The sequence below is a fragment of the Bradyrhizobium sp. McL0615 genome, from assembly GCF_049993905.1.
In the GTDB taxonomy this organism is placed as follows: Bacteria; Pseudomonadota; Alphaproteobacteria; order Rhizobiales; family Xanthobacteraceae; genus Bradyrhizobium.
In genome coordinates this window covers 2,906,817-2,926,846 of record NZ_CP188254.1, presented here as the reverse complement: position 1 = coordinate 2,926,846, position 20,030 = coordinate 2,906,817, and the positions used below count along the sequence as shown (strand labels likewise).

16 protein-coding genes are annotated in these 20,030 nt (G+C 63.4%); 12 read left to right on the top strand and 4 right to left on the bottom strand.

Annotated features, from left to right (window positions below):
• Positions 1-19: 19 nt before the first annotated feature.
• The 12 genes from ACPPVP_RS13925 to ACPPVP_RS13870 all read left to right on the top strand — a co-directional run bounded on the left by ACPPVP_RS13925 (position 20) and on the right by ACPPVP_RS13870 (position 13,805).
• Complete coding sequence (locus ACPPVP_RS13925) at positions 20-1,627, top strand: ABC transporter substrate-binding protein (protein ID WP_426535099.1); 1,608 nt, start codon at positions 20-22, stop codon at positions 1,625-1,627.
• Positions 1,628-1,733: 106 nt separating this feature from the next.
• Positions 1,734-2,714, top strand: coding sequence for an ABC transporter permease (locus ACPPVP_RS13920; protein WP_426535097.1), 981 nt, complete (start codon positions 1,734-1,736; stop codon positions 2,712-2,714).
• A 13-nt stretch (positions 2,715-2,727) separates the two neighbouring features.
• A complete protein-coding gene (locus ACPPVP_RS13915) occupies positions 2,728-3,699 on the top strand; it encodes an ABC transporter permease (RefSeq protein ID WP_426535095.1) in 972 nt (323 codons plus the stop codon).
• Positions 3,696-4,694, top strand: coding sequence for an ABC transporter ATP-binding protein (locus tag ACPPVP_RS13910; protein ID WP_426535093.1), 999 nt, complete (start codon positions 3,696-3,698; stop codon positions 4,692-4,694). The genes ACPPVP_RS13915 and ACPPVP_RS13910 overlap by 4 nt, the downstream gene beginning before the upstream one ends.
• The gene (locus ACPPVP_RS13905; protein WP_426535091.1) at positions 4,691-5,689 is read left to right on the top strand and encodes an ABC transporter ATP-binding protein; all 999 of its coding nucleotides are present in this window, start codon (positions 4,691-4,693) and stop codon (positions 5,687-5,689) included. Before ACPPVP_RS13910 ends, ACPPVP_RS13905 begins: the two co-directional genes overlap by 4 nt.
• A gap of 103 nt (positions 5,690-5,792) precedes the next feature.
• Positions 5,793-7,598 (top strand): gamma-glutamyltransferase family protein, encoded by a 1,806-nt coding sequence (locus tag ACPPVP_RS13900; protein WP_426535089.1) that lies wholly within the window; start codon positions 5,793-5,795, stop codon positions 7,596-7,598.
• Between the two features lie 16 nt (positions 7,599-7,614).
• On the top strand, positions 7,615-8,325 hold the full coding sequence (locus ACPPVP_RS13895) for a DUF1028 domain-containing protein (RefSeq protein ID WP_426535087.1): 711 nt from the start codon (positions 7,615-7,617) through the stop codon (positions 8,323-8,325).
• Positions 8,322-9,311 carry an ABC transporter ATP-binding protein gene (locus ACPPVP_RS13890; RefSeq protein ID WP_426535085.1) on the top strand — a complete coding sequence of 330 codons (990 nt, stop codon included), beginning with the start codon at positions 8,322-8,324 and terminating at the stop codon, positions 9,309-9,311. Before ACPPVP_RS13895 ends, ACPPVP_RS13890 begins: the two co-directional genes overlap by 4 nt.
• A complete protein-coding gene (locus tag ACPPVP_RS13885; protein WP_426535083.1) occupies positions 9,308-10,420 on the top strand; it encodes an ABC transporter ATP-binding protein in 1,113 nt (370 codons plus the stop codon). Before ACPPVP_RS13890 ends, ACPPVP_RS13885 begins: the two co-directional genes overlap by 4 nt.
• A gap of 12 nt (positions 10,421-10,432) precedes the next feature.
• On the top strand, positions 10,433-11,947 hold the full coding sequence (locus ACPPVP_RS13880) for an ABC transporter substrate-binding protein (protein WP_426535081.1): 1,515 nt from the start codon (positions 10,433-10,435) through the stop codon (positions 11,945-11,947).
• 25 nt (positions 11,948-11,972) lie between these two features.
• Positions 11,973-12,914, top strand: a complete 942-nt coding sequence (locus ACPPVP_RS13875; RefSeq protein WP_426535079.1) for an ABC transporter permease — start codon at positions 11,973-11,975, stop codon at positions 12,912-12,914.
• 3 nt (positions 12,915-12,917) lie between these two features.
• Positions 12,918-13,805 carry an ABC transporter permease gene (locus ACPPVP_RS13870; RefSeq protein WP_426535077.1) on the top strand — a complete coding sequence of 296 codons (888 nt, stop codon included), beginning with the start codon at positions 12,918-12,920 and terminating at the stop codon, positions 13,803-13,805.
• A gap of 155 nt (positions 13,806-13,960) precedes the next feature.
• On the opposite strand, the gene cnbZ is transcribed toward ACPPVP_RS13870, so the two are convergent.
• The 4 genes from cnbZ to ACPPVP_RS13850 all read right to left on the bottom strand — a co-directional run bounded on the left by cnbZ (position 13,961) and on the right by ACPPVP_RS13850 (position 19,932).
• A complete protein-coding gene (gene cnbZ / locus ACPPVP_RS13865; RefSeq protein ID WP_426535075.1) occupies positions 13,961-14,704 on the bottom strand; it encodes a 2-amino-5-chloromuconate deaminase CnbZ in 744 nt (247 codons plus the stop codon).
• 135 nt (positions 14,705-14,839) lie between these two features.
• Positions 14,840-17,935 carry a multidrug efflux RND transporter permease subunit gene (locus ACPPVP_RS13860; protein ID WP_426535073.1) on the bottom strand — a complete coding sequence of 1,032 codons (3,096 nt, stop codon included), beginning with the start codon at positions 17,933-17,935 and terminating at the stop codon, positions 14,840-14,842.
• A gap of 100 nt (positions 17,936-18,035) precedes the next feature.
• Positions 18,036-19,229 carry an efflux RND transporter periplasmic adaptor subunit gene (locus tag ACPPVP_RS13855; protein WP_426535071.1) on the bottom strand — a complete coding sequence of 398 codons (1,194 nt, stop codon included), beginning with the start codon at positions 19,227-19,229 and terminating at the stop codon, positions 18,036-18,038.
• 1 nt (position 19,230) lies between these two features.
• Positions 19,231-19,932 (bottom strand): TetR/AcrR family transcriptional regulator, encoded by a 702-nt coding sequence (locus ACPPVP_RS13850; protein WP_426535069.1) that lies wholly within the window; start codon positions 19,930-19,932, stop codon positions 19,231-19,233.
• Positions 19,933-20,030: the final 98 nt, after the last annotated feature.

Sequence of the window (20,030 nt, the reverse complement as noted above, 5' to 3'; positions counted from 1 at the left end):
CAGCGGGGAAATCGAACAAATGTCGGTACGTCGGAGTTTGCTTGTAACGGCCACGGCTTCAATCATCGCCTTGACCACAGCCTTGGCAATGGCGCCGGCGTCGGCCCAGACCCTGCGTTACGCCAACCAGGGCGACCTCAAGTCACTCGACCCCTACACGCTGAACGAAAGCACCACCCACGCCCATCTCGGACATGTCTTCGAAGGCCTGGTGGCACGCGACAGGGACCTGAAGATCATCCCCGCGCTGGCGGAAAGCTGGGAAATACCGGAGCCGACCCGCTGGCGGTTCCATTTGCGCAAGGGCGTGAAATTCCAGAACGGCGACCCCTTCACTGCGGACGATGTGATTTTCTCGGCGGAACGCGTCCAGAAGAAGGGCTCGAACCTGCAGACCCGCATTCCCAGCGGCACCAAGGTCGTCAAGGTCGACGACTACACGGTGGACTTCGTCCTGCCAACGCCCAATCCCATTCTCAATTCGCAATGGGATACCTGGTACATCATGGACAAGAAGTGGGCCGAGGCGAACAACGCCGTCGAGCCCACGCCCGCCGCAGCAACGACGCCGAGCTTTGCCTCGCTCAACGCCAACGGCACCGGCCCCTTTACCGTCGAGAGCCATCAGCCCGGCGTCAAGACCGTCTACAAGGCCAACCCGAATTGGTGGCGCAAGGCGGAGCATAACCTCAAGGAAATCATCTTCACCCCGATCGGCTCGGACGCCACGCGCGTCGCCGCCTTGCTCTCGGGTGAAGTCGACGTCATCGAGCCGGTTCCGATCCAGGATATTTCGCGGGTGGACTCCAGCCCGAATGCCCAGGTGCTGAAAGGGCCGGAACTTCGCACCATCTTCCTCGGCATGGACCAGGTGCGCGACGAACTGCTTTATTCCAACATCAAGGGCAAGAACCCGTTCAAGGATGTCAAGGTGCGCGAGGCCTTCTTCAAGGCCGTCGATATCGAACTGATCAAGACCCGCGTCATGCGCGGCCTGTCGACGCCCTCGGCACTGATGATCGCGCCGCAATTGTTCAAGCTGTCCGGTGACTTCACGCGTCCGAAATTCGATCCCGACGGCGCCAAGAAGCTCCTGACCGAAGCCGGCTATCCGGACGGGTTCGAAGTCACGATGGACTGCCCGAATGATCGCTATGTCAACGACTCCGCGATCTGTCAGGCCGTGGTCGGCATGCTCGCCCGCATCGGCGTCAAGGTGACGTTGCTGGCCCAGCCCAAGGCGCAGTATTTCGCCAAGGTGCTGAAGCCTGGCGGTTACCAGACTTCGTTCTACCTGCTCGGCTGGACGCCCGGTACGCTCGATTCCCACAACGTCCTGTACGACATCATGGGCTGCCGCGACGATCCGAAATCCAGCCGCGGCGAGGCTAACCTCGCTGGCTACTGCAACAAGAAGCTCGATGAACTCGCCGACCAGGTGCTGCAGGAATCCGACACGAACAAGCGCGACATCCTGATCAAGCAGGCCTACGAAGTCGGCGCCAAGGACTTTGGATACATCCCGCTGCACCAGCAGGCGCTGGCGTGGGGCGTGTCGAAAAAAGTCAAGCTGAGCCAGCGCGCCGACAACCAGGTCCTGCTCTACTGGGCGACCAAACAGGACTAGTCAGGCTTCAACACGGGTCCCGGCGGCTTCGCGGCTTCCGGGACTTTCTTTTTAAGATGCGACAACGACGTCCGCCGCCGTATCCAGTTTGCAGTGAAAGGAATACATGCTCGCTTTCACTCTTCGCCGCGCTATCCAGGCCGTCGGCGTCATGATCGCGGTCGGCGTCATCGCGTTCTCGATGTTCCGCTTCGCCGGCGACCCCGTGAACCAGATCGTCTCCCTGGATACGCCGGCCGCCGAGCGCGAGGCGGTGCGCAAGTCGCTCGGCCTAGACGATCCCGTGCCGGTGCAGTTCGCCCGCTACTTCGTTAATGCCGCGCAATTCAAGTTCGGCGTCTCCTATCAATTCCGCCAGCCGGTTTCGAACCTGTTGATGGAGCGGATGCCGGCGACGCTGGAGCTCGCCGCCTGCGCCACCGTGTTCGCCATGGTGTTCGGCATCCTGATGGGGGTCTATTCGGCGTTGCGACGTGACACCCTTCTCACCAAATTCTTCCAGGCGGTATCGCTGATCGGAATTTCGCTGCCGACGTTCCTGATCGGCATTCTGCTGATCTATTTGTTCTCGGTGACGCTGGGCTGGCTGCCCTCGTTCGGGCGCGGTGACGTGGTGCGGATCGGCTGGTGGACCACCGGCCTGCTGACGCTTTCCGGCCTCAAGGCGCTGATCATGCCCTCGATCACGCTGGGGCTGTTCCAGATGACCCTGATCATGCGGCTGGTGCGCGCCGAAATGCTCGAGGTGCTCCGCACCGATTACATCCGCTTCGCCCGCGCCCGCGGCCTGACCACGCGCGCGGTCCATTTCGGTCATGCGCTGAAGAACACGCTGGTGCCCGTCATCACCGTCGCGGGCCTGCAGTTTGGCTCGGTAATTGCATTTGCCATCATCACCGAAACCGTCTTCCAGTGGCCGGGGATGGGGTTGTTGTTCGTGCAGGCGGTGCAAAATGTCGATATCCCGATCATGGCGGCCTACCTGCTGATGGTGTCGCTGATTTTCGTCACCATCAATCTGGTGGTCGATATCCTCTACACCATCGTCGATCCGCGCCTGCGCTCGACCATCAGCCGTCCGGCCTAAAGCGAGACGCCCAATGTCCGACGCCGTCGTCCCCCACCGAGTAGAGCCGAGCGCGCCGCGAACGCGCGCCGGTACGGGCTGGCTGAAGCGCGCGCTCGACAGCGATATTTTCTATTCGTTCCGCCGCTCCCGAATGACCATGGTGGCGGCCGCGGTGACGCTGCTGTTCTTCCTGCTGGCGATCTTTGCTTCCCAGCTCGCGGTGCAGAACCCGTTCGATCCGGCGCAGCTGCAATTGATGAATTCGCGGATCTCACCGCTGTGGACCGCCGACGGCCAGAGCCCGTTCCTGCTCGGCACCGATGAACAGGGCCGCGACGTGTTTTCCGCCATTCTCTACGGTTTGCGGATTTCGCTCGTCGTCGGCGTGCTCGGCGTCATCTTTGCCGGCGCGCTCGGCATCACGCTCGGGCTGATCGCGGGCTATGTCGGCGGTGCGGTCGACGGATTGATCATGCGCATCGCCGACGTGCAGCTCACCTTCCCCGCGATCCTGATCGCGCTACTGGTCAACGGCGTCGCCAAGTCCGTATTCGGCAACCGGCTGGACGCCATGAGTACGCTGGCGGTGCTGGTGGTCGCGATCGGGCTGAGCTTCTGGGTGCAATATGCCCGCACCGTGCGCGGCTCGGTCATGGTCGAGAAGAACAAGGACTATGTCGCGGCCGCGCAGTTGATCGGCCTGCCCGCGTCCAAGATCATCTTCCGGCATGTGCTGCCGAATACGACGGGCCCGATCCTGGTGATCGCGACCATCAACCTCGCGCTCGCCATCATCACCGAGGCGACGCTGTCGTTCCTCGGCGCCGGCATGCCCGACACCATGCCCTCGCTCGGCACCCTGATCCGGATCGGCAACAATTATCTGTTCGCCGGCGAATGGTGGATCGTCGCCTTCCCCGGCATCGGGCTGGCGGGGCTGATCCTCTCCATCAACCTGCTCGGCGACTGGCTGCGCGACGCGCTCAATCCGAAGCTCCGATGACCGTACCTGTCCTTTCCGTGCGTAACCTCGAGGTGGAATTCCTCACCCGCCGCAGCACGCTGCACGCGATCAACGGCGTTTCCTTCGACATCGCCAAGGGCGAAGTGCTCGGCGTGGTTGGTGAGTCCGGCGCCGGCAAATCCGTCACGGGACTAGCCGTGATCGGGCTGATCGATCCGCCCGGCCGCATCGCGGGCGGGGAGATCTATTTGTCGGGGACGCGGATCGACCATCTGCCGCCGGAAGAAATCCGTCGTATCAGGGGCAAACGGATCGGCATGATTTTTCAGGATCCGCTGACCAGCCTTAATCCGCTCTACCGGATCGGCGACCAGATCGTGGAGACGATCCGGACCCACATGAATCTGTCGGAGACCGCGGCGCGCAAGCGCGCCATCGACCTGCTGGCCGAGGTCGGAATCCCCGCGCCGGAAAAACGCATCGACGCCTATCCGCACGAATTCTCCGGCGGCATGCGTCAGCGCGTCGTGATCGCGCTGGCGATCTGTGCCGAACCGGAACTGATCATCGCCGACGAGCCGACCACCGCACTCGACGTCTCGGTGCAGGCGCAGATCATTTCGCTGATCAAGCGCCTCGGGCGCGATCACGGCACCGCGGTGATGCTGGTCACCCACGACATGGGCGTGATCGCCGAGACCTCCGACCGCGTCGCGGTGATGTATTCGGGACGAATTGCCGAGATCGGCCCGGTGCAGGACGTGGTGCAGAACCCGCTGCATCCCTATGCCAAGGGATTGATGGGCGCGATCCCGACGCTCGGCGGCGAAGACAAGCGGCTGGTGCAGATTCCCGGCTCGATGCCGCGGCTGTCGGCGATCCCGCCGGGCTGCTCGTTCAATCCGCGCTGCGCCTTTGCGTTCGACCGCTGCCGCATCGATCGGCCGGAACCGCTCAAGCACGGCTCGCACGCGGTGGCCTGCCATCTCTTCGATACCGCGCCAAATCAGACCGCGAAGGAGACCGCGGCATGACGGCCTCCTTTATCGATGTGAGAAATCTACGCCGCGTGTTCGACGTCTCAAAGCCGTGGCTCAACCGCGTGCTGGAAGGCGGCCATCTCGAATTCCTCAAAGCCGTCGACGGCGTGACCTTCGATATCAAAAAGGGCGAAACCTTCGCCCTCGTCGGCGAGTCCGGTTCGGGCAAGACCACCGTGGCGCGGATGGTGGTGGGACTGCTGCCGCCAAGTTCGGGTGAAGTGATCATCGACGGCATCTCGATGACGAATGCGCGGCAGGCCCAGGCGCGGCAGCGGCTCCGCCGCCGCATCCAGATGATCTTTCAGGATCCCTATGCGAGCCTCAATCCGCGTTTTCGGGTCGATGCCATCGTCTCCGAACCGATCCGCGCCTTCGACCTGATCCAGGGCGAGCGCGACATCCGCGCGCGCGTCGGTGAACTGTTGAGCGTCGTCGGCCTGCATCCCGACGACGGCCTGAAATACCCGCACGAGTTTTCCGGCGGCCAGCGCCAGCGCATCGCGATCGCCCGCGCGCTGGCATCTGAAGCCGAATTCATCGTCTGCGACGAGCCGACCTCGGCGCTGGACGTTTCCGTGCAGGCGCAGATCCTCAATTTGATGCGCGACCTGCAGGACAAGTTCGGCCTGACCTATCTCTTCATCAGCCATAACCTCGCCGTAGTCCGCCATATGGCGACCCGCATCGGGGTGATGTATCTCGGCCGCATCGTCGAGATTGCGGAAGGGCGCGAGCTGTTCGCCAATCCCCGCATGCCCTACACCAAGATGCTGCTGGGCGCGGTTCCGGATCTGGCGATGTCCGGCCGCCAGCGGATCCCGGTCAAGGGCGAAATCCCCAACCCGATCGATCCGCCGCCCGGCTGCGCCTTCAACCCGCGCTGCCCGCTGGCGTTCGATCTCTGCCGGAAGGAAGCCCCCGCCCTGATCGACGGCGTCGCCTGCCATGCGGTCAACCATCCGGTTGAGACCGCAGCCTTGGTATGATCACAAAGATGGGTGCAATGCGTGGCATCCCAGCGGTTGGCATCCAGCCGCACCTGTGGTCAAGTGCGCCCGCATCGCGATCCCAGCACGGCATTGGATTCCCATGAGCAACATCAACCCCGATCCGTTCACCACCCGGCCGGAAATCGAAGGCACCTTCGGCGTCGTCACCTCGACGCACTGGATCGCCACCGCCGTCGGCATGGGCATCCTGGAAAAAGGCGGCAACGCCTTCGATGCTGGCGTAGCCACCGCCTTCACGCTGCAGGTGGTGGAGCCGCATCTGAATGGACCCGGCGGCGATGTGCCGATCATCGTGCATGACACCAAACGCGGCCGCACCGAGGTGATCTGCGGCCAGGGCCCCGCGCCTGCGAAGGCGACCATCGCGCACTACAAGAGCGAAGGCCTGGAAATGGTGCCCGGCACCGGCCTCCTCGCCGCCTGCGTCCCCGGCACGTTCGAATCCTGGATGCTGCTGCTGCGTGATTACGGCACGATGCGGCTGCGCGATGTGCTGGAGCCCGCGATTGCCTATGCCCGCGACGGCTATCCGCTGGTCGAGCGCGCGGCCGCGACGATCCAGGTCGTCGAAAAACTGTTCCGCAATCACTGGAAGACATCGGCCGCCGTCTATCTGCCGAACAACGAAGTGCCGAGGCCGGGCACGCTGTTCACCAACAAGCAGCTCTCGGAAACCTACGCGCGCATCCTGAAGGAAGCCGAAAGCGCCGGCTCCGACCGCGTCGCGCAAATCGAGCACGCGCGAAAATCCTGGTCGCACGGCTTCGTGGCGGAAGCGATCGACAAGTTCTGCCGCACACAGGAAGTGATGGACGTCAGCGGTTCGCCGCACCGCGGCGTGCTTTCGGCCGATGACATGGCGCGCTGGCAACCGACTGTCGAGGCCCCGCTGACCTACGACTACGGCCGCTACACCGTTTGCAAGCCCGGCGTCTGGAGCCAGGGTCCGGTGATGCTGCAGCAGCTCGCGCTATTGAAGGGCTTTGAGCTCGACGGGCTCGATCCCGCCGGCCCTGAATTCATCCACCTGCAGATCGAATGCGCAAAACTCGCCTTCGCCGATCGCGAGAAGTTTTATGGCGATCCGAAATTCACCGACATCCCGATCGAGACATTGCTGTCGGACGCCTACAATGACGAACGCCGCAAGTTGATTTCGAAGGACAAGGCCTCGCTCGATTTCCTCCCCGGTTCGGTGGAGGGCTTCGGCTCAGTGGTAAAGCTGCGCCGTGCAGAAGGTCATCGCGAGGCGGTCGGCGCCATGGGCGCGGGCGAGCCGACGGTCGGCCGCTTCGGCGAAGTGCGCGGCGACACCGTGCATTTCGACATTATCGATCAGGCCGGCAACATGATCTCGGCGACGCCGTCGGGCGGCTGGCTGCAATCCTCGCCGGTCATTCCGGAACTCGGCTTCTGCCTCGGCAGCCGCGCGCAGATGTTCTGGCTGGAGGAAGATCATCCGGCGGCGCTCGCGCCGGGAAAACGCCCGCGCACCACGCTCTCGCCCACCATGTGCTATCGCGACGGCGAACCGTACATGGCCTGGGGATCACCGGGCGGGGACCAGCAGGATCAATGGACCACGCAATTCTTCCTGCGCCATGTCCATGCCAAACTGAACCTGCAGGAAGCGATCGACGCACCGGCGTGGCATTCCGAACACTTCCCGATCTCATTCTGGCCGCGCACCGCACGCCCGGGTGTGCTGGTTGTCGAGAACCGCGTGCCGAAGGCGACTGTCGAGACCCTCAAGGGCCGCGGCCACGTCGTCGAGATCGGCCCCGACTGGTCGGAAGGCCGCCTGACGGCAGCCTCCAAAGTTGGCCGCCGCCGCCGCGCCGCCGCCAATCCGCGGGGCATGCAGGGCTACGCGGCCGGACGATAGTCAGAGAAGAGACAAGATGACCTGGTCGATCATCGCCCGCGATTCGTTAACCGGCCAAATCGGCATCGCCGTCGCGACCAGATTTTTCGCGGTCGGCGCGCGCGTGCCGCATATAGCCCCCGGCCTTGGCGGCGTCGCGACCCAGGCGCTGGTCAACCCCTATTACGGCATCGACGGCGTAAAGCTGCTTCGCGAAGGCAAATCGCCGCGTGAGGTGATCGATACGATGATCGCCACGGACGCCGGCCGCGAGAGCCGGCAATTGCATGTCATGGACATCAAGGGGCGCATCGCCGCGCATACGGGGCGCGAGTGCATCGACTGGTGCGGAAACATCCAGGGCGACGGCTTCTCGCTCGCCGGCAACATGCTGGCCGGCGAGGCGGTACTGTCAGATACGGCGCGAGCCTTTTCCGACAGCGCCGCCCTGCCCTTTGCGCAGCGGCTGATCGTGGCGATGAAGGCCGGCGAAGCCGCAGGCGGCGACAAGCGCGGCAAGCAATCGGCGGCGCTGGTGATCCAGGGCGAGGAAGAGTGGTCCGATCTCGACCTGCGCGTCGACGACCATACCGATCCGCTTGCCGAACTCGAGCGGCTGGAGCAGGTCAGCCGCGAGCGCTGGGTGCATTTCCGCCAATTCATGCCGACGCGCAGCAATCCAGCCGGGATCACCGACCGTGCCGTCATCGACGCCACCATTGAGGCGGCCACGGCGCGCAAGACATGACGGCTAGCCCGCTGATCGAAATCGAGGGCCTGCGCGTCGTGTTCCATGGCGATGACGGCCGAACGACGCATGCGGTCGACAGCGTCGATCTCAGCGTCGCCAACGGCGCGACGCTTGGCCTGGTCGGCGAGTCCGGTTGCGGCAAGAGCGTGACCTCGCTCGCCATCATGGGCTTGTTGTCAAAGCATTCCGCCGAGGTCTCCGGCTCGATCCGCTTCGACGGCTTCGACCTGCTGGACGTGCCCGACGAAACCCTGCGCGACCTGCGCGGTAACCGGCTGGCGATGATTTTCCAGGAGCCGATGACTTCGCTGAACCCGAGCTTTACCATCGGCGATCAGATCGTAGAGACGATTTTGCGCCACCGCGGCGGTTCACGGCGGCAGGCACGCGAGCGCGCCATCGAGCTGCTGCGCCGCGTCCACATTTCCTCGCCCGACAAGCGGATCGACGAGTATCCGCACAAGCTTTCCGGCGGCATGCGCCAGCGCGTGATGATCGCGATGGCGCTGGCCTGCGACCCCCGCCTGTTGATCGCGGACGAGCCGACCACCGCGCTCGACGTCACCCTGCAGGCGCAGATCCTCGACCTGATGCGCGAATTGAAGGCTGCAAGCGGGGCCGCGATCATCCTGATTACCCACGATCTCGGCGTGGTCGCCGAAGTCTGCGACGAGGTCGCGGTGATGTATGCCGGCGAGATCGTGGAGCGCGCACCGGTCGACGAGCTCTTCTCCAATCCGCAGCATCCCTACACCGTCGGCCTGCTCGGCTCGATCCCGCGGCTCGACCGCCGCACCGCGCATCTGGCGACCATCGAGGGCATGGTGCCCAACATGGCGAACCCGCCGCCCGGCTGCCGCTTTGCCGCGCGTTGTCCGTTTGTGATTGAGACGTGCATCGTCGCGCCACCGCCGCTTGCGATAGTCAGTCCCGGCCACACATCGCGCTGCATCCGCGCGCCGCTGGAGCGGCTGGTGTCATGACGGCCCTTCTCGAAGTCGACGGTCTGGTGAAGCATTTCGCCGCAGCGCGTTCGGTGTTTGGCCGGCCGACCGCGTATGTCAAAGCGGTCGATGGCGTCAGCTTCACCGTCGAGGCCGGCAAGACGCTCGCGCTGGTCGGCGAATCCGGCTGCGGCAAGTCCACCGTGAGCCGGCTGGTGCTGCGGTTGATCGAGCCGGATGCCGGAACGGTGCGCTTCGAAGGCCGCGACCTCGGCGCGCTCGACGCCAATGCGTTGCGCGCTTTCCGCCGCGACGCGCAGATCATTTTCCAGGACCCCTATGCGTCCCTGAACCCGCGGATGACCGTCAGCCAGATCCTCACCGAACCACTGGCGCTGCACGATCTAGTGCCGGCAGCGCGCCGGCGCGAGCGGGTTGAAGAACTGCTGCGGCTGGTCGGGCTCGAGCCACGCTTCGCCCGCCGCTATCCGCATGAATTTTCCGGCGGCCAGCGCCAGCGCATCGCGATTGCGCGGGCGCTCGCGGTGGAGCCGAAACTGGTCATCTGCGACGAGCCGGTGTCGGCCCTCGACGTCTCGATCCGGTCCCAAATCCTCAATTTGCTGCGCGACCTGCAGGACCGGCTCGGCCTCGCCTACATCTTCGTCTCGCATGATCTCGCTGTCGTAAAACACATCGCCGACCGCGTCGCCGTGATGAATCTCGGTGGCATCGTCGAGACCGCGGCCGCCGACGCGCTGTTTGCCGCACCCCGGCATCCCTATAGCCGCGCGCTGCTGTCGGCGATTCCCGTCCCCAAGCCGCAGGCCAAGCGCAGCCGCATCGTGCTGGAGGGCGAGATGCCGAGTGCGCTCAACCCGCCGGCCGGCTGCCGCTTCCATACCCGCTGCCCCTACGTCATCGAACGTTGCCGCACCGAGATTCCGCCGCTGCTCGCCGACGGCACGGGCCATGCCACCGCCTGTCACCGCACGGCGGAATTGCCGGCGCCCGAAAATATCGTTCCCGCCGATGGCGGCTTTTCGCCGGTACTGGAAAAATTGGTCGCGGCTTTCAGCAGTGGCACGGAAGGTGCAGCCCGCGGTGGGGTTAATGTATCAGGGACACGGCCAGCGGCCGGTGGATAGAGGATGGCAGCAATGAAAATCTTTCGTTTGGCAGTCACCGCAGCGGCGCTGCTGCTGCTGCCGCTCAGCGCAACCGTTCAGGCCCAGACCACACTCCGGATCGGACTGGCCGAGGATCCCGATATCCTCGATCCAACCATGGCGCGCACTTATGTGGGCCGCATCGTGTTCGCAGCCTTCTGCGACAAGCTGTTCGACATCGACGAAAAGCTCAACATCGTGCCGCAGCTCGCGCTGAGTCACGAAACCTCGGCCGACGGCAAGGAAGTCACCATCAAGCTCAGGCCGGGCGTCAAGTTTCACGACGGCGAGGCCTTCAATGCGGAAGCTGCGAAATTTTCGCTGGAGCGGCATCTGACATTTCCCGGCTCGTTCCGAAAGCCGGAGCTCGCCGCCGTCGACCATATCGATGTCGTCGATCCCCTCACCATCAAGCTGACATTGAAGGCGCCCTACTCGCCGCTGGTCGCGCAGCTCACCGATCGCGCGGGGATGATGGTGTCGCCCAAGGCCGCGAAGGAGGCCGGCGACAAGTTCGGGCTGCGCCCGGTCTGCGCCGGTCCCTACAAATTCGTCGAGCGCGTGCAGCAGGACCGCATGGTGTTCGAGAAATTCGCCGATTACTGGAACAAGGACAATATCCACATCGACCGCATCGTCTATCTGCCGCTGGTGGATGCAACGGTACGCCTTGCCAACCTGAAATCCGGCGGCCTCGACCTGATCGAGCGCCTGCTCGCGACCGACCTCAAGGAGGTGCAGTCGGATTCGAAGCTGAAATTATCCAGCGCGATCGAGTTGGGCTATCAGGGCGTGACGTTGAACATCGGCAAGGACAAGGCGAAGGGGCCGCTCAGCCAGTCTGCCAAGGTGCGGCAGGCGCTCGACCTCTCGCTCGACCGCGACGCGATCAGCCAGGTGGTGTCCAACGGCGAATTCAAACCCGGAAACCAGTGGGTCAATCCCGATCATCCCTATTACCAAAAGGCTTTTCCGGTACCGAAGCGTGACGTCGCCAAAGCCAAGGCGCTGTTGAAGGAAGCGGGCGTCACGCCGCCGGTCAGCGTCGACTTCATGGTGTCGAAAGGCGCGGAAACCGAAGCGGCATCCCAGGTGATCCAGGCGATGGCGGCGGAGGCCGGTTTCGACATGAAGCTCAGGGTCACCGAGTTCGCGACATCGTTGAAGCAGGCTGAAGCTGGAGAGTACCAGGCCTATCTGCTGGCCTGGAGCGGCCGGATCGATCCGGACGGCAATTCCTACATCTTCCAGAAGACCGAGGCGCCGCAAAATTACAGTGCCTGGTCCAATCCGGAGGCCGACAAGGCGCTCGATGACGGCCGTCTTGTGACCGATCCGGCGCAGCGCAAGGCGATCTATGAAAAGCTGACGAAGGCCGTGCTCGAAGAGAAACCGCTGCTCTACATCTATCACCGCCGTATCCTGATCGCGCATACGACGAAGCTCGAAGGTTACAAGCAGATGCCGGACGGGCTGGTGCGCGTGGTCGGGCTGAAGCTGAAGTGAGCGCTGCGGCACCCGGAGTCGCGCCATGCTGAACTTCCTCGCACGGCGTGTGGTCCAGTTGATCCCGACGCTATTCTTTGTCTCGATCCTGATTTTTTCACTGCAGCAATTGCTGCCCGGTGATCCGGCGCTGGTCATGGCGGGCGAGGAACGCGACCCTGACGTGATCGCGCAGATCCGCCAGCAGTACCGGCTCGATCAGCCTGTGCCCGTGCAATATGTCTACTGGGTCAAGGGCGTACTTTCGGGCGATTTCGGCGAGTCCTTGCGCAACAAGGTGCCGGTGCGCGAGTTGATCGGGCAGAAACTGCCGGTGACGATGCAACTGGCGTCGATGGCGATCATCATCGCCTTCCTGATCGGCATCCCCGCGGGCATCATATCAGCAGTCAAGAAGGGCACGGCCTGGGATTATGGCGCGAATTTCTTTGCGCTGTGGGGCATCTCGACGCCTAACTTCTGGCTCGGGATCATGCTGATCTTCCTGTTCTCGATCAAACTCGGCTGGCTGCCGGCATCGGGCTATGTGCCGCTGACCGAGAACTGGCGCGCCAGCATCGCCTCCACCATCATGCCGGCCTTCGTGCTGGGCAATGCGATCGCAGCGATCCTGATGCGGCATACCCGCAGCGCCATGCTGCAGGTGCTTGAAAGCGACTACGTCCGCACCGCCCGCGCCAAGGGCCTCTCCGAACGTTCCGTCATTCTCAAGCACGCCATGCGCAACGCGCTGACGCCGATCATTACCCTGGGCGCGCTCGAACTGGGCACGCTGCTGTCGGGCGCGGTGCTGACCGAACAGATTTTCTCGATTCCGGGCTTTGGCAAGCTGATCGTCGATGCGGTTTTCAACCGCGATTATGCGGTCGTGCAAGGCGTCGTGCTGACGACAGCGACGATCTACATCACGCTCAATCTAATCGCCGACATCGCCTATGTCCTCGTCAATCCGCGGCTGAGGGCCTAGGCCATGACCGACGCGGCCCTCGGCACGATCAAGCTGACCGCTTCCGACGAACTGGAGAGCCCGGCGCGGCGCGCGCTGCGCCGGCTGTTCAAGCGCAAGGGCGCGGTCGCGGGCCTGGTCGTGATCGCAACTTTCATCCTGCTCGCGGCGTTTGCGCCGTTGATCTCGCCCTATGAGCCGATCGCGACGAGCTGGTCGCTGGTGCGCAAGCCGCCTTCCGTGCTGCACTGGTTCGGCACCGACGAGCTCGGCCGCGACATTCTTGCCCGCGTGATCTACGGCGCGCGGGCTTCGCTGCTGGCCGGCGCGATCTCGGTCGGGATCGCACTTTCCATCGGCGTTCCGCTCGGCCTCCTGTCGGGTTATCGCGGCGGTTTTATCGACGCCCTGATCAGCCGCATGACGGACGCGATGCTGGCCTGCCCGTTCCTGATCCTGGCCATCGCGCTGGCCGCGTTCCTGGGGCCAAGCCTGGGCAACGCCATGATTGCGATCGGCATATCGGCGACGCCGATCTTCGTACGGCTCACGCGAGGCCAGGTGATGAGCGTCAAGGTCGAGGATTATGTCGAGGCCGCGCGCGCCATGGGCAATCCGCGCTGGCGCATCGCGCTGTTTCACATCCTGCCCAACATCATGCCGGCGCTACTGGTGCAGGCAACGCTGTCGATCGCAGCCGCCATCATTGCCGAAGCCGCGCTATCCTTCCTCGGCCTCGGCCAGCAGCCGCCGGCGCCATCCTGGGGCAGCATGCTCAACGCCGCGCAACGCTTCCTGACCAACGCGCCCTGGATGGCGGTCTGGCCGGGGCTGGCGATTTTCTTGGTGGTGCTGTCGTTCAACCTGGTCGGCGACGGCCTGCGCGATGCGCTGGATCCGAGGGAGAGGTGATGGTGCTTCCTTAACCTCGCCCCACTTGCGGGGAGAGGTCGGATCGCCCTTCGCGATCCGGGTGAGGGGGTACCGGTCCATCAACTATCCGCAGCATTCGCGGAGAGAGCCCCTCTCCCCGCAAGCGCGGGGCGAGGGAGCGCACGCGCAGAATTCTAAATCACCAATTCCCGCATTACCCGCCGGCAATCCATCTCATATTCCAGATCGATCACCGGCGGCCGGGCAAAGTGCCAGGTCAATCCGGCCCGCGCGGCGCCGCGGCGAACCAGCGCATCGGCAAAGACGTGGTGGAAATCGTGGATGGTGTAGGTCTGCGCCGCCGTCGCATCCTTCCAGCCGAACCCGAATTCACCCATGCGCCGCTCCATCACACCCGCGACGTAGCGGACCTTCTCTGCAATGCCCTCGGGGCTGACATCTCGATAGCGCACCGTGCGCTCCGCATAGCTGGCGTTGCCCTCCTGCGATTCACCGCTGCCTGCGATGACAAAACTCGGCGTCGTGCCCTGGCTCGGCCTCGTGAATGAAAACGCATAAAATGAAGGCTCGGCCGGCGGATCGATCTCCGGACAGACATTGCTGCGGGCCACCGGATTGGTTTTGCCGTCATAGACGCCCCACTCCGCCAGCGTCTTGACGTAGTGCAGGTTGAAATTTCGAAATCCTTCGTCGGTGAAGGCGGCCGGCGAGCGCAGTTCGCAGGCGCAGAACGACGTCAGCGGCCTGCCCGCCGCCTGAATGTAGTTTGCGATTTGCGCAAAGCCTTCGGCCAGCGGCACCCATTTGTCGAACCGCACCCGCTCGATCTCATAGCCGGGGTTGGCGGCCACCCCGCCGGAATACTGAAACACGGCCGGGATGAAGCGGTAGTTGCCGACGGGAAAGTCGCTCGTCATGTTGGCTCCCTGTTTTTCTTGCTTCTAGCATGGAGAGCCGGAGCCGTCGCGAGGCCGCATGATGCCCGGCGCAAAAAAGCGACGGCAGCGATGTCCGCTGCCGTCGCCCGTAACTTCGTCCAGCGCGCGAAAGGCTCAGGTCGGCTTGAGCCCCGTCCTCCCGAGATCGAAATCGTCGATCTCCTTGGTCCGCTCCGAGCCCGCCTTCGCCTGGTGGTCGGTGGCCATCCAGACATACACCGCCGGCAGCACGAACAGCGTGAACAGCGTGCCGATCGACATGCCCGCGACCACCACAAGACCGATCGAGAAGCGGCTGGCCGCGCCTGCGCCGCTCGCCGTCAGCAGCGGAATCAGGCCGGTGACCATCGCCGCCGTCGTCATCAGGATCGGACGCAACCGGATGCGGGCCGCCATTTCGATCGCCGAACGCTTGTCGAGACCTTCCTTGAGCTGCAACTCGTTGGCGAACTCAACCATCAGGATGCCGTGCTTGGTGATGAGACCGACCAGCGTCAGCAACCCGACCTGGGTGTAGATGTTGATGGTCGCCACGCCGAAGAACAGCGGGATCAAGGCGCCAACGATCGCCATGGGAACGCTGATCATGATGACCAGCGGATCGCGCAAGCTTTCGAACTGCGCCGCCAGCACCAGGAAGATGATGACCAGCGCGAAGCCGAAGGTGATCGCAAGCTGGTTGCCTTCCTGCACATATTGCCGGGAGTCGGCCAGGTAGTCATGACCGAAGCCGGCGGGCAGCTTTTTCGCTTCGCCCTCCAGGAAGTCCACCGCCTGACCTACCGTCACGCCCGGCATCGGCACCGCCGAGAAGGTCGCGGAGTTAAGCTGGTTGTAGTGGGTCAGCGAGTTCGGATCGGTAGCGGTCTCGATCGACACGATGGTCGACAGCGGCACCAGCTGCCCGGTGTTGGTCGGGACATAGTAGCCGCCGAGCGATTCCGGCGACAGCCGCATGCCGCGCGGCACCTGCGGGATCACTTGATAGGACCGTCCCTCGAGGTTGAAGCGGTTGACGTAATTGCCGCCCAGCAGCGTCTGCAGCGTGGCGCCGACCTGCGCCATGTTGATGCCGAGATCGCTGGCCTTGGAACGGTCTACGGAGATGCGCACCACCGGCTGGTTGAAGTCGAGGTCGGAGTCGGACACGATAAACAGGCCGCTCTTGCGCGCAGCGTCTTTGAGTTTGGCCATCTGATCGTAGACGGCCTGGAATCCGGACGTCGAATTGATCACCATCTGCACCGGCAGACCGCCGGGTCCGCCCGGCAGCGGCGGCAGATTGAACGCAAACGCCTGGACGCCTTCGATCTTGCTGATCTCAGCCTGCACCAGCGGCTTCAGCTTGATCGAGGAGCGCGTACGCTCGTCCCATGGCTTGAGCAGCATGCCGGCAATACCGCCCTGCGGGCCGTTGATACCGTTCAGGACGAAGCGCAGGTCGGTTTCCGGGAATTTGGCAAACGCCTTGTCGAGCTTTTCGCCATAGAAGTCGACATAGTCGATGTTGGCGTATTTCGGCGCCTTGGTCACCGAGAACACGATGCCCTGGTCTTCTTCGGGCGCCAGTTCCTTGGCCGTGTTCATGTAGAGGAAGCCGACCATACCGAGCATCGTCACCGCGAACAGGAAGGTCACCGGACGATAGTCGAGCGAGCGGTCGAGCTGACGGCCATACCAGCGCGTCATCGCGCCGAACACCCGGTTGACGAGTTTGGCGAACCGCCCCTCATCCGCGCTCTTGAGCAGCACCGAGCACATCATCGGTGACAGCGTCAGCGCGATCACGCCGGATACGATCACCGAGCCTGCCAGCGTAAAGGCAAATTCGCGGAACAGCGAACCGGTCAGGCCGCCGAGGAAGCCGATCGGCGCGTAGACCGCCGCCAGCGTGATCGTCATCGAGATCACGGGACCGACGATTTCGCGCGCGCCCTGCAGCGACGCCTGCACCGGCGTTTTTCCTTCCTCCAGATGTCGATGGATATTCTCAACCACCACGATCGCGTCGTCGACCACGAGCCCGATCGCCAGCACCATCGCCAGCAGCGTCAGCAGGTTGAAGCTGAAGCCCAGCGCCAGCATCAAACTGCAGACGCCGATCAGCGACAGCGGAATCGTGACGACCGGAATGATGACCGAGCGGAACGAGGCCAGGAACAGGAAGATCACGACCACCACGATCCCCACCGCCTCAATCAGCGTGTTCTTCACCTCGTCGATCGACGACTGAATGAATTTGGTGGAATCATAAGCCACCTTCATCTTCATCGACGGCGGCAGGTTGCGCTCGAGCTCCGGAAACAGCGCGCGGACGCCCTTGACCAGCGTCAGCGGGTTGCCTTGCGGCGTCGCCTGCACGCCGATGAAGATCGCGCGCTCGCCGCTGAAGGCGACGCTCGCATCCGAGCTTTGGGCGGCAAGTTCGACGGTTGCGACATCCTCGATCCGCACGAAGCCGCCTTCCTTGGACTTGACGATCATCTTCTTGAATTCATCGAGGTTTCGCAGGTCCGTGTTGGTCTGGATGTTCGAGACGATGAAGTAGCCCTTGGTCTGACCGGCCGCGGCCTGGAAGTTGTTGGCGGCAATCGCCGCCGAGACGTCGTTTGGCGACACGCCGCGGCCCGCCATCCGCACCGGATCAAGCCACAGCCGCATCGCGAACGTCTGCCCGCCGAGAATATCGGCCGACGCCACGCCGTCGACCGTCGACAGCACCGGCTGCACCACGCGCGTCAGATAATCCGAGATCGCAGATCCGGAGAGCTCGTCGCTGGAAAACCCGAGATACATCACGGCCGTGGTCTGGCCGGTGGTCTTGGTCACGATCGGGTCGTTGGATTCCTTGGGGATCAGGTACCTGACCGAGTTCACCTTGGCGAGAACTTCGGTCAGCGCCTGGTTCGGATCGAAGTTCAGCTTGACGTAGACCTGGATCGTGCTGGTGCCCTGCACGGAGGACGAAGTGATGTAGTCGACGCCTTCGGCGGAGGCGACCGCCTGCTCGATGGGCGTGGTGATGAAGCCTTGAATCAGGTTGGCCGATGCGCCCGGATAAACGGTGGTGACGTTGACCACCGTGTTCGACAGCTTCGGATATTGCCGGATCGGCAATACGCTGGCGGCCCGCAGACCGATCAGCAGGATCAACAGGCTGACGACGACCGACAGGACCGGGCGCTTGATGAAAATATCGGTTAAGGCCATCGCAAAATTATCCCGCTGAGTTCAGCATTTTTCCGGGCGCGGTCTCGAAGACCGCCGCCCGTCTTTCGTCAGCGCGGTCCCTGTGGGGCCGCGTCACATGTCAATAGCGCGGCGGCTTCGCCGGAATCGGCGGCACCGGGTCGTTCGAGATCGTCACCGCTGACCCCGATTGCAGCTTGAGCTGGCCCACGGCCACGACGCGGTCGCCATCCTTCAACCCTTTCAGGATTTCCGCGCGGCCCTCGACACGGTTGCCGGTCTGCACGAAGGTCCGCGTCACCGTGAGCTTGGTCTTGCCATCCTCTTCCTTCTTCTCAGTGAGGAGGTAGACCGAGTCGCCATAGAGCGTGTAGTCGACGGCGGTTTCGGGCACGGTGATGACCGGCGGCTTGTCCGGCAGGACAACGGTGGTGGTCGCGAACATGCCGGGCTTGAGGATCTTGTCCGGATTCTGCATCGTCGCCTGCACGCGGATGTTGCGCGTCTCGGTCGCGATCTGCGGCTCGATGGTGGTGATCTTGCCCTCGAAGGTGCGGCCCGGATAGGCGTCGACCCCGATACGAACGACCTGGCCGACCTTGAGCTGGGCGGAATCCTTTTCCGTCACGGTGAAGTTGGCATACAGCACCGACAGATCGGTCAACGAGACGATCTGCGTGCCCGCGGTCAGGTATTGTCCGACCTCGACCTTGCGAACGCCGAGCTCGCCGTCGAACGGCGCCCGCACCAGCTTCTGAGAGATGATGGCTTCCGTCTTGGCGATGCCGGCGCTGGCCTGATCGTACGCAGCCTGCGCATTATCCACCGTCGCCTGCGGTCCGAACTGGCGCTCGGCCAGCTGCTTGGCGCGGTCCAGCGATATCTGCGCCACCCGCTGCTGGGCCTTGAAGTTGGCAAGGTCCCCTTGCTCCGGAGCGTCGAACAGCTGAATCAGCGGTGTGCCCTGCTTCACGCTGGCGCCGGCGGTGAAGTGAATATCGGTGATGCGGCCGTTCACATCAGAGGTCACGTTGACCTGATGCACGGCGGCGAGATCGCCGACCGCGGTCAGGAGGTTCGGAATGGTTTCCGACTTGGCCGTGGCGATATTGACGCTGGCCGGCGGCGGCGGCTTGCTGAAGATCTCTTTGAACAGATTGGGCAGAAAGACGAACTTGAAGAATCCCAAGCCGCTTACGACGGCAGCAAGCAGCAGCCCAACAATAAGGAACCAGCGCACCAGTCGCACTGGCCGCTTGTGCGGCTTGTCCGCAATCGGTTTGCCCGAAAGTTTGGGTTCAGTCACGATATTCATGTCATGCACTTTCTGCAGTTACCGATTGTCCCGAATTCGGTGACAGCTCGCCGCCCAGATGAGAAGCAATTGCGGCCTCGGTAAGTCCGATGCCGCGCAGGATGAATTGAGAGAGCTGCCGCTCCAGATCGGCGGCATTGCCGTAGGAAAGACAGGGTACGGCCGGAAGCCGCGAGAGCGCCGCCATCAGCACGGTGTGGTGGGCGAACCAGAACAGGTTAAGCGGATCGCTGCCGACTCGCGCCGCGTCACCGGAAGCGATCGCGCTTTCGATCGACGCCGTGAACACCGGCCCGATCAGGCCGCCGATCTTGTCGTAGAGCAGACGGGCGAACTCGCCGTCGTCGAGATGGCTCGTCGTCATCAGCCGAAGCCGCTGCGCTTCCTCCTGATCCGACCCGTCGGATACTTCCATGAAATGACCAACCATGCCCTTGACCAGTTCCACCAGTGTGGCAGTTGAGGGCTCCTGGCCGAGCAGGTGCGCGAAATCCGGATCGGCCTCGCACTCCTCCGCGAGGATCTCGGCATAGAGCGCGGCCTTGGAGGGGAAGTGCTTGAACAACAGCCCTTCCGAAATAGCCGCGGCCGCCGCCACGCTCTTGGTGGTGGTGCCGGCAAAGCCGTTGCGGGCAAAGCATCGCTTTGCGGCGCTCAGGATCAATTGCCGCCGTAAATCACTGGTCATGCGCAAGGTAGACATGAGGGCGTGAGTAATCACTCACCTTGACGAAGTCAAGGATCTATTGCAGCGCACCAAGTAGATTCTGTCGCGGGGTGACGTCAAAGGCACAGCTTCAT